Source organism: Vibrio sp. 10N.286.48.B8 (assembly GCF_003050085.1).
GTDB lineage: Bacteria > Pseudomonadota > Gammaproteobacteria > Enterobacterales > Vibrionaceae > Vibrio > Vibrio crassostreae.
In genome coordinates, this window is the sequence record NZ_PIGD01000002.1 from 233729 (window position 1) to 246304 (window position 12576).

Sequence of the window (12576 nt, forward strand, 5' to 3'; positions counted from 1 at the left end):
CACTCAATTAAGCGAAATTTAACCGCTTAGATTAAAATTAGAGTGTGATCTCTTTCAATTAATGGGACTGTTCCCATTTAAATTTATCATTCATGCGGGCATTATAATAACTGTAATTGGGAATGTTCCCATAAATCTGAATCTTGAGTGGTTATCACTGCATGGTTTAGATGAGTAATTGAATGAAACCAGGGTGGGGTAGTATGAGTAAGATAGCGAAGCAAGACGTTGCGCGTCTTATCGAGTTAGTCGGTGGCAAAGAAAATATTGCGAGTGTCAGCCATTGTCTGACTCGACTGCGTTTTGTATTGAACGATACAGAGCAGGCCAACAAAGCTGAACTCGAAAAACTGAAGCTAGTAAAAGGCTGTTTTACTAACGCAGGCCAATTCCAAGTCGTGATTGGCACTGAAGTTGATGAAGTGTACGCACTTCTGATTGAGCAAACGGGTAAAGAGGCGTCATCAAAAGATGAGTCTAAGCTGGCCGCTCGTCAAAATATGAACTTCCTTGAGCGTGGTATCTCCCATTTAGCCGAAATTTTCGTACCACTGCTGCCTGCCATCATTACTGGTGGTCTGATTCTTGGTTTCCGTAATGTGATTGGCGACATTCGCATGTTCGACGGCAAAACCCTCGTTGAAATCAGCCAATTCTGGGCAACTGTTCACTCTTTCTTATGGCTGATTGGCGAAGCGATTTTCTTCTTCCTACCGGTTGGTGTGTGTTGGGCGACGGTTAAGAAGCTTGGCGGAACCCCTATTTTGGGTATCACGCTCGGTGTAACCTTGGTTTCCCCGCAATTGATGAACGCTTACATGATAGGTAAATCGGTACCTGAGGTGTGGGACTTTGGCTTGTTCGTGATTGAGAAAGTCGGTTATCAAGCACAGGTGATCCCTGCGATGCTAGCGGGTGTGGCTCTGGCGTTCATTGAGACTAACCTTAAGCGTATTGTACCTTCTTATTTGTACCTTGTTGTCGTGCCATTTGTATCGATTATTTTGTCTGTGATTTTAGCTCACGCTTTCATTGGTCCATTTGGCCGTATGTTAGGTGATGGCGTGGCATTCGCGGCTAAAGCAGCAATGACGGGTGATTTTGCGATTCTTGGTTCAGTGGTATTTGGCTTCCTATACGCACCTTTGGTTATTACGGGTATTCACCACACAACCAACGCAGTCGACCTACAACTGATGCAAGACTTAGGCGGCACACCAATCTGGCCTTTGATTGCGCTATCTAATATTGCACAAGCTTCAGCGGTTGTTGGCATCATCATCTTAAGCAAACGCGAAGGTGAACGAGACATCTCGGTTCCAGCTGCAATCTCTGCCTACTTAGGTGTGACGGAGCCTGCGATGTACGGCATCAACCTTAAATACAAATTCCCAATGCTGAGCGCAATGATCGGCAGTGCTGCAGCGGCTGCAATCTGTGGTAGTGCAGGTGTGATGGCGAATGGTATCGGTGTTGGTGGCTTGCCGGGTATCTTATCGATTCAACCGCAATATTGGTCTGTTTACTTAATTGCGATGCTGGTGGCGATTGTACTACCCGTCACGTTAACACTGTTCTTCTATAAACGAGCACAGATGAAAGGCGAGCTAGAAACCGCCAACGCGTAATGCATTAAATAAGCGATGACTCCAAAGTGAGCCATCGCTTTTTCTCTTAGTTATAGCTTTTTCTTTTAGTTATAACGGCTATTCGACCATGATTTGCATGGTGATTTTTATTTTATATTTTCTGGTAAGTGAGTGTTAGAGATGGCGATGACTGAGCATGATGAAAGTTGGTGGAAAACCGCAACCATCTATCAAATCTACCCAAAGAGCTTTTGTGACAGTGGCAGTAAAGGTACTGGCGATATCAAAGGGATCATTTCAAAACTGGATTATCTTAAACACTTGAGTGTGGATGCAATTTGGTTAACCCCAGTTTACGCATCCCCAATGATCGATAACGGCTACGATATTTCAGATTACTACGCGATTAACCCGCAATTCGGCACCATGGAAGACTTCGACCTATTGCTGGCTGAAGCGCACCAACGTGGTATTCGTATCGTGATGGACATCGTGGTAAACCACACTTCAACAGAACATGCGTGGTTTCAGTCGGCATTGGGTGACAAAAACAGCCCATACCGCGACTACTATATCTGGAAAGATCCAGTAGATGGTCAAGCACCAACTAACTGGCAGTCTAAGTTCGGTGGTAATGCGTGGGAACTAGATGAGGCGACTGGGCAATACTTCCTACACTTATTCGCTAAAGAACAGGCTGACCTCAACTGGGAGAACCCAGTTGTACGCGAAGAAGTGAAAGACGTTATCAGCTTTTGGGCAGAGAAGGGCGTTGATGGTTTCCGCTTGGATGTGATCAACCTTATTTCGAAACAACAAGATTTTCCTAACGATGATATCGGTGATGGTCGTCGTTTTTACACTGATGGCCCACGTGTACACGAATACCTGAAAGAGATCAGCGAAGCAGTATTCCAGAAGTACGGCAGCGTGACTGTAGGTGAGATGTCTTCAACTACGTTGGAGCATTGTCAGCAATACTCAAATGTTGATAACAGCGAGCTATCAATGGTGTTTAACTTCCACCACCTTAAGGTCGATTACACCAATGGTGAGAAGTGGACTAATGCGCCGTTTGATTTCTTACAGCTCAAGTCGATCTTCAATCATTGGCAAACAGGCTTGAACGGCAAAGGGTGGGGCGCATTGTTCTGGTGTAACCACGACCAACCGCGAGTGGTGAGCCGCTTAGGTGATGATCAGCAGTATCGTGTTGAGTCGGCGAAGATGCTGGCTGCGTCTGTACACATGATGCAAGGCACGCCGTATATCTATCAAGGTGAAGAGATTGGCATGACTAACCCGGGTTATACTGAGATAAGCCAGTATCGTGATGTAGAGAGCACCAACATGTATGACATCATGGTTAACCGTGATGGTGTGGCTCATCAAGATATGATGGCGATTCTTGCACAGAAATCTCGTGATAACTCTCGTACGCCGATGCAGTGGAACAGTGAAGCGCACGCGGGCTTTTCGAAGGCTCAGCCATGGTTGGATGTTGCGAACAACTACCCTGAGATCAATGCTGAGCAAGCTCTGGAAGACAAAGACTCGGTGTTCTATTTCTACAAGAGTTTGATTGAACTTCGTAAAGAGGTGCCTGTGATTACTCATGGTAGTTATCAAGATTTGCTACCTGAGCACCTATCTATATTTGCGTATTCTCGCGAGAGCGAAGGGCAGACTCTGCTGTGTGTTAATAACTATTATGGTGAAGAGACGGAATGTGTTTTACCGGAACGTTTTGATATGACGAATGCCAAGTGCTTGCTTGCTAACTATCAAGAGACAGACGACTCAGTAACATCGCATCATCAAGTATTGCGCCCTTATGAGACTCGTATTTTGTTGATTGAGGGCTAGGTAGCTAGGTCACTTTATTAAGGTATATCTAAACACAAAATAAAGCTCATGACCTTTAGTACCCCAGTAGGTCATAAGCTTACCAACAAGGCTTTGGATTGCTCCCCAAAGCCTTTTTTACATCAGTGTGCTGCAGTTAGTATCACTACGTTTTTTCTATTGCTGTCAGCTTAGCTGCTGATTCCTCAATAGTAGATTGTTCCACTGACATCAATTCAATCTGCTCAATCAGGCCAATCGTTGGGTTGAACCAGCGCTCAGACGATGTGCCAAACTCTGCTGAATCCATACCGACACAGCCAATGTAGTAAGTGTTTTTCTCCGTAAGATTCGCAGCTTCGATCGATTTACCCGAAACAGTGAAGCTTTTACGTACACCTGTTTCATTGATTTCTTGCTGCCAAGTAACTTGGCATGACGCATCAGTTGGCAGTGATTGCACCCACTGGTGATCCTCAAAGTCACTCAACATATTCGCGACGGCTTCTCCATCAAGCGTAATTTGCATTGAAATGGTTTCTTCGCTGATATCAATAATTGGGTTGCTCTCTTTTACGTCTGTTCCTTTCAAACGGAACAGTGGGCTGCTGTACATCATTCTTGTGATGTATTGGCTACCAATGAAGTAAGCATTGGTGATTTCGTGTAACCCACGGTCAGGACCTGCAAAATAAATGCTGCCGTCTTCTTGTGTGCCTTCAGCATTCGTCATGATGTCTTCAGAGACATAAAACTCGGTGATGCCGTAATTGATCAGGTCGTTGATAACTTGAATTTCCGCTTCATTGCCTGACTCTGATTCTAAACCTGCAATGACGAGCTCACCACTTAACGGCGTGAAGTTCATCGTCATCGAGCCTTCAGTTTCACCATCTTTGGTAAATGCGTATTTTAATGCTGTGCTTGCTTGAGGCGCGAATTGAGAGTCATTGATTGGGTAATCGACTTGATTGCTTGGGCCTTTATTGCCATTGGTTGAACCAGACGAAGAGCCGCCTCCGCCGCCACAGCCATAAAGAGCAAAAAGAGAAGTCGCAAGCAGCGTCATGGTTTTTTTCATGTGAAGCATTCCTAATAATGTTGTTGACCGTGAGCGGTCGGATGTTTTTAGGAATGCTATTGATATGAGGGTTTGTAGGGCAAAAAATGAAGATACATGAAACCTTAATTTATATTTAAGTTGCTGTTATTAATGATTTTATATTATTTAGTTCGATAGTTGATGCCCGACAGCGGTACAGTAATTTAGCATCAGATTCTCCCACTGCTTGATGATCAGCGGCTCTTTGACACTGAGTTTTAGATTTTTCCAAGGCTGAAGGCAGGTCGATTTTGACTCTGGCTTGGATAAGCGCGCAAACAGTTCTTCCGATGGAACGACTCGTAGTAAGGCAACCAAAGACTCCATGTAGTTGAGGCGAAACTTATCCATGTCTCCTTGCTTATAAGCGATGTGAGATACCACCATATAAACCAGAGCATTTTCGATAGTCGAGTTTCCGGCGGTGTTGGTTAAGAATTCTTTCGAAGTTTGCAGATCTCTCAACTTGAAGTGAATAATCCCCAGCCACAGCTTAAGTTCGTCTGGAATCAACTTAAAGTGGGTTTGCACTAGGCTAGTAAATCGAATCAGTCGCTGGTGATCTGTCTCAAATAGCGCTAGCTGGCGAGCGATCAGCGTTGAGGTCATCACGTTGAGTGGTACGTTCTCAAGATCGATAGTCGTGCCATTCAATAGAGCACTTAATGCGTGATTGTCGACAGACCATTCCGGATAGAGCGGAGCAGGCAGAGCAAAGTAGCTCGCAAGTTCTTGGTTAATCTCCATCAAGCTCTCGCTGAGATTATCTATCTCAATAGAGTAAACGCCACGAAAGGCAAGCTTACCTGAGCTCGGGTAGATAAGGCTGACCTTGGCTGCGAGTCGTTTGTCGACCTCTTGGTCCTTCAGCTGAATATTAAGCAGATAGTCACTGGTGCGCATGTTCTTTGCGCCAGGGAAGAAAGGAGAGCTATCTACCGGGTCTAGGAAGTAACTTGGGGCATCTTGGTTGGCTAAATCGGTATAGGCGTACTCAATTTGTTGTTGAAGCAACAGAGCTTTAACCATCTTGCGATAATGTCTTGCATTGTCACCGACCGCATCGATGCGATTGAGTAGCAGCTCAACCTTAGGAATTAACCTCTGTTCACGTTCAACCTCAGAGGCATGGTTCGACGAATGCCATAACATGTAACCCAAGCTTGCTGTAGTGATCAGTAACACCAGAGTCGTTAACAGGAGAACAGAGGTCACTAGCGTCGGAGTCTTTCGCGCTTTAGGTTGTTCTGTTTCCAAAACTGTTTCTGCTGTTTCAGATGCTGCATTAGATAAACTGACCGAGCTAGGGCTAAGAAAGTAGCCTTTGCGTGGGTAAGTGACCAAAATTTTGGTAGCGTCGTTCTCTGGCAAGTGTTTTTGTAGTACCGAGCGAAGTGTGCTGATTCGGTTGGTGAGTACGTTTTTGGATATGAAATTACTTTGCCAAACCGTCGCGATAATTTGCTCTGCCGCTAATGGCTCTCCGACGCTCGTGAGAAATAGCTCAAGTAACTCGATAGAACGAGGCTCTAAATCGATGACCTGCTCGTTGCAACTCAAGACACGTGTCATTGGGTTGAATTCTAAACCTTCAATGAAGATCGAGGTTTGAGTGTCTTTGGCGCTGGAGAGGTAATCTTGCATAACGAAAGAGGGGTAGCTTATAAAAGCTAAATACTAGCTGTTTTCGTTATGAAAAACAGCTAGTAATTCATTGATTGGATAGCTGGCGTTAAGACGCGTAGTTCACCGAATAGCGTGTAGGCTTATGATTCATCGCTAATACGATGTTCAATACCGCAGTGCCCAATACAGAAACCGCAATCACCCAAGGCGATACGAAGAAGAATGATGCAAACAGAATACACGCATCAATAGCCATTTGGGTTTTGCCTACTGAGATACCGTAGCGATCCTGAATGAATAAGCACAAGACGTTGAATCCACCCAAGCTTGAGCGATGACGGAATAAGATCAGCATACCCAAGCCCATCAATAAACCACCGGCTACTGCACAGTAGATCTCATTATGAACTTCGAGCGAAATAACCAAGTATAAATGATCGGCAAACACAGACACTAAAGCGCCGGAAATCGCACTGCTGATCGCAAAGCTGCGACCAAAACGTTTCCACGCCAATAGATAGAATGGACAGTTAGCGACAAAGTATAGAATACCGAAGGTTACAGGCAAAAATTGACTCAACAGTAGAGCCAAACCAGTAGTACCACCGGTAAGCAGGTGCGCAGACTGTAAAAAGAAGACGCCTAACGCTACTAAAAACGTGCCCGTCAGGACTGCAATCCAATCTTCTTTACGTGAGTGTTTTTCCATCGTTTTAATAATTACCTAATCAATAAAGGCGTGCATAGTAGAGAAAAACTTAAGCTTTCGGTAGCTAGAGGGGCAAAATTAAGGTAAACCTATGTAATCTGCGTTTTACAGGGTGTAAATCGTAAAATTGACAGTAAGGAACATCTTTGGTTGGATAAGCCCAATAACCATGATGAATCTTATTTGTGATTATGAAAAAACTGCATGATAAAATTGCAATTAGCTCTTTATGACCTAGATCAAATTATGTAGAATGCGTCACATCAAAACGGTGACGGAAACGTTTGCTTTCGGTCGTTGTGTGGTTTTTTTGAAACTTTCAGTACAATCTGAGTCAGGAGATACAGATGCTTAAGCGTGACATGAACATTGCTGATTACGATGCGGATCTATTCGCAGCTATCCAAGAAGAAACTCTTCGTCAGGAAGAGCACATCGAACTTATCGCTTCAGAAAACTACACAAGCCCACGTGTAATGGAAGCTCAAGGTTCTCAGCTAACAAACAAATACGCTGAAGGCTACCCAGGCAAGCGTTACTACGGTGGTTGTGAGTACGTAGACAAAGTTGAAACTCTAGCAATTGAACGTGCATGTGAGCTGTTTGGTGCCGAGTACGCGAACGTACAGCCTCACTCAGGTTCTCAAGCAAACAACGCTGTATACATGGCGCTACTGAACGCAGGCGACACAGTTCTAGGTATGAGCCTAGCGCACGGTGGTCACCTAACTCACGGTTCTCCAGTAAACTTCTCTGGTAAGCTTTACAACATCATCCCTTACGGTATCGACGAAGCAGGCCAAATCGATTACGAAGAGATGGAAAAGCTGGCTATCGAGAACAAACCTAAGATGATCATCGGTGGTTTCTCTGCTTACTCTCAAATCTGTGATTGGAAGCGCATGCGTGAAATCGCTGACAAAGTAGGTGCTTACCTATTCGTAGATATGGCTCACGTAGCGGGTCTAATCGCGGCAGGTGTTTACCCGAACCCAGTTCCACACGCGCACGTTGTTACAACAACAACGCACAAAACGCTAGCAGGTCCACGTGGCGGTCTAATCCTTTCTAACGAAGGCGAAGACCTTTACAAGAAGCTGAACTCAGCAGTATTCCCAGGCGGTCAAGGTGGCCCTCTAATGCACGTTATCGCTGGTAAAGCAGTAGCGTTCAAAGAAGCTCTAGAGCCAGAGTTCAAAGAATACCAAGCACGTGTAGTTGCTAACGCAAAAGCAATGGTTGCTGAATTCCTTGAGCGTGGTTACAACATCGTTTCAGGTTCTACAGAGAACCACCTGTTCCTAGTTGACCTAATCAACAAAGACATCACAGGTAAAGAAGCAGACGCAGCACTAGGTGCAGCGAACATCACTGTGAACAAGAACTCAGTACCAAATGATCCACGTAGCCCGTTCGTTACTTCAGGTATCCGTATCGGTTCTCCTTCTATCACTCGTCGCGGTTTCTCAGAAGCAGACGCGAAAGAGCTAGCAGGTTGGATCTGTGACATCCTAGATAACATGGGCGATGAGTCTGTTATCGAAGCGACAAAAGCAAAAGTACTAAATATCTGTAAGCGTCTACCGGTTTACGCTTAATTTTTCTTCGTAGTAATTTGAACTTCGTTGTCGAGCATGCTCACTTACATCCGTAAGCTCCGCGTGCTCTCCTAGAATTTCAAACGACTACTTTGAAAAATACTTTTAAAGGGGCTCATTGAGTCTCTTTTTGTTTTAGGGAAAGGTGCTGAAAACTCCGCGCCTGTTCCTTGAACTTAAGCTATTTGATTGAAAGTACGATTTGAAGGGCTCCTTGATAGGGGCCTTTTTTGTATTTGTAGGTATGAGAGTTGGGTTATATGAGAATGCAGAAAGGCGGGTACTAAAAAGGGCTGATGTCTGCACATCAACCCTTTGTGGTTTTCTTATGTTGGTTCTACTTTCTGATGCTAAGCAGGGTGCCAGACTTACACTTGAATGAGTAATAATGGCGGCTCTCGTTGAATTTTCCTAAGCCTTCGCCGTCACAGTAGTCGATATTGATGTCACGCATCACTTCTAGTGTGTCTTCGCTTTTCAGAGCGAATTTAGAGCCATCAGAGCAGACAATACGCACTCTTTCATCATGGCTTACTGAGTAAATATCGACTTCGGTGTTACACAGCTCAAAAGAGGCTTCACGAAAGTTGTCTTGCTGTGTATTTGAAGCGCAACCTGCAGTCAGTGTTGCTGCGAAAACTGCCAAAAGTCCGAGTCTTTTCATTGTTAATCCTTCGCTATCATCAGATTGATTGATGAGTTTTATATGCTATTTCAGGTAGCCTATACAACAATACGCTTTGGTTCAAGGAGCGCTCGTTGACTCTAAGATATAAAAGTATAGATGTAGACAGACAATTTATAATTGGCTAACTGCATGTTTATCCAATACGTATCACCAATAAAAAAGACCAACACTGAGGTTGGCCTTTCAAAATCAAGCTTGTTTTAAATGACTATCGAAACTGTTTGGCTTCTGGAAGGAATTCAAAACCAGCTGACGCAAGTTTAGCGATCAATGCTGCTTTGTCGATCTCGTAGAAGTTGACCACTCGATCTATATCACCGCCGAAGTCGTCACGTAGCTTCATGTTGACGATGCTCATCAACATTACAGGATCCATTTTTTCAAAATTAGCGAGGTTCATATTAGTCCTCGAAATCTGAGATCAGCAGGTTTGCAGCGGCAAAGGCTGCACGCTCACGCGCTTCTTTAGGAAGAGATTCGTCTGCAGCAAGGTCATTCAATGTTTTTACCGCGCAGGTGATCGCTTTCGGGATATAGCCTTGGTCGCCACTGCCAATTTGAGAATACAGTTCACGCACCAAATCACAACAATCGTATACTTTCATTTTTATACCTAACCAAATGATAACTGATCTCAATATACACATAGAGATAAGCAAAAACAAAGTGGATCTGATTAAGTTCAGAGTTAGTTTGTTCTTGCTCAATATCTCATTCTGTTGATGCTCAACATATCACTTGCTAGCTTGCCAATTAGCCGGATATTGACCACTTAACCAGATATTTGCTGTTCAAGTTGATAAGTCACTTCATCAGCAAGGTTGAGTTGTTTGGCTAACTCTTTGAGGTACGCCTTTTCCATGAAGTTCTGTTCGTCGGCTACGATCAAAGAGGCTAAGTAGATTTCGCTGGCTTGTTGCGGTGATGTCGCGAGTTGAGCGATTTCACTTGGATCGAGTGGTTTGTGCAACTCTTCAGACACCAATTTAGTCAGTTGATAATCGGCACCCATGTTCTCGACGGCTTGTTCAATCTTAGCCATCTCTTCTTCATCGACATGGCCATCGGCTTTGGATGCGGCAATCATTGATCTGAGAATCAGTACGCTATGGTTTGAGTCGTTCTCATCAAATTGAGCTTGCTCGGCATTCGGTGTTTGGCCTTGTTTAGATTGGTAGTCGTTGTAGACCTTGTAAGCGAGAGCGCCCAGAGCTGCTGCGCCACCAATACCTGCGGCTTTCTTACCCATTTTCTTGGTTTTATTAGAACCCATTAATGCACCTAATAGCCCGCCACCAACAGCGCCTGCACCGAAGGCTCCGAGTGTACTTTTACTGCTACTCTTGCCATTGTTGCCTTGAGAAAGGCCACTTAAACTTGAAGACCCTTGTGAAAGTTTCTGAGTGCCTTGTTTAACGAGATCTGACTTAAGTGCTTGGTTAAGTAAGCTTTTGATATCCATCGATACCTCCAATGGTGAGCATGTCCAAAAAGTTGATGACACCAATATACGGATTTGAAGATGAACAGGGGATTAACTTACCTTATTTACTCTACTGATAAATAGAAGGGAGTTTGAAGGGAAAAAATAGGTATAAAAAAGGCCACCTGATGGTAGCCTTTCAATGTTTATCTAGTGAGTAATCTGATTACTAAGCTAGTTGAGCTTTAAGGTGCTCGATAACCGTGTCCATTGCGATAGCTTCTTTATCACCAGTACGACGGTTTTTGTATTCGAAGTTACCTTCGTCCATGCTGCGATCACCGATAACGATAGTGTGAGGAATACCCACTAGCTCGATATCTTTAAACATAACACCTGGGCGCTCTTTACGGTCATCGAATAGAACTTCGATACCCATAGCTGTTAATTCAGCGTATAGCTTCTCAGCTGCTTCTTTAACGCGCTCAGATTTGTGCATGTTCATTGGTACGATAGCAACTTGGAACGGTGCTAGTGCGTCTGGCCAAGTGATACCGAATTTATCGTGGTTTTGCTCGATAGCAGATGCAACAACACGTGAAACACCGATACCGTAACAACCCATTTCTAGGATTACGCTCTTGCCGTCAGGACCAAGCACGTTACAGTTCATTGCTTTAGAGTAAGTATTACCCAGTTGGAAGATGTGACCAACTTCGATACCGCGCTTAAGTTGGATTGTACCTTGACCACATGGGCTTAGGTCGCCTTCAACTACGTTACGTAGATCTTCAATTTGAGCAAGCTCAACATCACGACCCCAGTTAATACCGAAGTAGTGCTTACCGTCTACGTTTGCGCCAGCGCCAAAGTCGCTCATTACAGCAACAGAGCGGTCAACGATGAATGGTAGCTCTAGGCCAACAGGGCCAAGTGAACCTGGACCTGCACCAACAAGTGCGCGGATTTCTTCTTCAGAAGCCATCTCTAGCGGAGCAGCAACTTGTGGAAGGTTCTCTGCTTTCACTTCGTTAAGCTCGTGGTCACCACGGATGATCAGAGCAATAATATCTGCTTCTACTTCATCAGAAGCTTTAACGAATAGAGTCTTAACTGTCTTCTCGATTGCTAGACCGTGTTGCTCTACCAATTCTGCGATAGTTTTCGCGTTTGGTGTATCAACCAGTTCCATCTCTTGAGTTGGTGCTGCAGCATCTTCAGTAGGAGCAAGTGCTTCTGCTTTTTCGATGTTTGCTGCGTAATCTGACTCAGTTGAGAATGCGATTAGGTCTTCGCCGCTTTCAGCAAGAACGTGGAACTCTTGAGAGCCGCTGCCGCCGATTGCGCCAGAGTCTGCCAATACTGGACGGTACTCAAGGCCCATGCGGTCGAATGCTTTACAGTAAGCATCGTGCATCGCTTGGTAAGACTTTTCTAAGCCTTCTTTATCGATATCAAAGCTGTACGCATCCATCATAGAGAATTCACGTGCACGCATTACGCCAAAACGAGGGCGGCGCTCATCACGGAATTTAGTCTGGATTTGGTACAGGTTTAAAGGTAGCTGTTTGTAAGAGCTGATCTCGTTACGTACTAGGCTCGTCACTACTTCTTCAGCTGTTGGGCTAAGAACAAACGGACGAGAGTGACGGTCTGTGAAACGAAGTAGCTCAGGACCCATCTTTTCAGAACGGCCAGTCTCTTCCCAAAGCTCAAACGGTTGAACTACGGGCATCAAGATTTCAACGGCACCTGCATTATCGATCTCTTGGCGAACGATATTTTCGACTTTACGCAGTACACGTAGACCAGTAGGTAGCCAAGTATATAAACCTGAAGCTAGCTTACGGATCATACCTGCACGTAGCATCAGCTGGTGGCTGATAACTTCTGCGTCGTTTGGAGTCTCTTTCAGAGTAGAAAGAAGGTAGTTACTGGTACGCATTCTATGGTATCCGTTTCATCATTGACAAAAGAAAACTTGCTGTCGTTCGTG

The 12576-nt window shown here is 44.6% G+C and carries 11 protein-coding genes; 3 read left to right on the forward strand and 8 right to left on the reverse strand.

What is annotated here, in order from left to right; genetic code table 11:
• Window positions 1-203 precede the first annotated feature (203 nt).
• The gene (gene treB, locus CWO08_RS03580; RefSeq protein WP_048661201.1) at window positions 204-1628 is read left to right on the forward strand and encodes a PTS trehalose transporter subunit IIBC; all 1425 of its coding nucleotides are present in this window, start codon (window positions 204-206) and stop codon (window positions 1626-1628) included.
• A gap of 141 nt (window positions 1629-1769) precedes the next feature.
• On the forward strand, window positions 1770-3455 hold the full coding sequence (gene treC / locus CWO08_RS03585) for an alpha,alpha-phosphotrehalase (RefSeq protein ID WP_108019920.1): 1686 nt from the start codon (window positions 1770-1772) through the stop codon (window positions 3453-3455).
• 145 nt (window positions 3456-3600) lie between these two features.
• Here the strand turns inward: treC and CWO08_RS03590 are convergent, their stop codons facing one another.
• The 3 genes from CWO08_RS03590 to CWO08_RS03600 form a co-directional block, all read right to left on the reverse strand.
• A complete protein-coding gene (locus tag CWO08_RS03590; protein ID WP_102432634.1) occupies window positions 3601-4515 on the reverse strand; it encodes a hypothetical protein in 915 nt (304 codons plus the stop codon).
• Window positions 4516-4662: 147 nt separating this feature from the next.
• Window positions 4663-6180, reverse strand: coding sequence for a winged helix-turn-helix domain-containing protein (locus CWO08_RS03595; protein WP_108019922.1), 1518 nt, complete (start codon window positions 6178-6180; stop codon window positions 4663-4665).
• A gap of 88 nt (window positions 6181-6268) precedes the next feature.
• Complete coding sequence (locus tag CWO08_RS03600; protein ID WP_061032592.1) at window positions 6269-6871, reverse strand: YitT family protein; 603 nt, start codon at window positions 6869-6871, stop codon at window positions 6269-6271.
• A 347-nt stretch (window positions 6872-7218) separates the two neighbouring features.
• Here CWO08_RS03600 and glyA point away from each other — a divergent pair, with 347 nt between their 5' ends.
• Entirely contained in the window at window positions 7219-8469 is a 1251-nt protein-coding gene (gene glyA / locus CWO08_RS03605; protein ID WP_102432631.1) for a serine hydroxymethyltransferase, read from the forward strand.
• Window positions 8470-8806: 337 nt separating this feature from the next.
• Here the strand turns inward: glyA and CWO08_RS03610 are convergent, their stop codons facing one another.
• The 5 genes from CWO08_RS03610 to CWO08_RS03630 all read right to left on the reverse strand — a co-directional run bounded on the left by CWO08_RS03610 (window position 8807) and on the right by CWO08_RS03630 (window position 12525).
• Complete coding sequence (locus CWO08_RS03610) at window positions 8807-9133, reverse strand: hypothetical protein (RefSeq protein WP_017063350.1); 327 nt, start codon at window positions 9131-9133, stop codon at window positions 8807-8809.
• 232 nt (window positions 9134-9365) lie between these two features.
• The gene (locus CWO08_RS03615) at window positions 9366-9557 is read right to left on the reverse strand and encodes a DUF4250 domain-containing protein (protein WP_029235125.1); all 192 of its coding nucleotides are present in this window, start codon (window positions 9555-9557) and stop codon (window positions 9366-9368) included.
• A gap of 1 nt (window position 9558) precedes the next feature.
• Window positions 9559-9762: a YaeP family protein gene (locus CWO08_RS03620; RefSeq protein WP_008222923.1), complete on the reverse strand. Its 204-nt coding sequence runs from the start codon at window positions 9760-9762 to the stop codon at window positions 9559-9561.
• Window positions 9763-9929: 167 nt separating this feature from the next.
• Complete coding sequence (locus CWO08_RS03625) at window positions 9930-10619, reverse strand: tellurite resistance TerB family protein (protein WP_102478913.1); 690 nt, start codon at window positions 10617-10619, stop codon at window positions 9930-9932.
• 190 nt (window positions 10620-10809) lie between these two features.
• Window positions 10810-12525 carry a proline--tRNA ligase gene (locus CWO08_RS03630; protein WP_102333426.1) on the reverse strand — a complete coding sequence of 572 codons (1716 nt, stop codon included), beginning with the start codon at window positions 12523-12525 and terminating at the stop codon, window positions 10810-10812.
• Window positions 12526-12576: the final 51 nt, after the last annotated feature.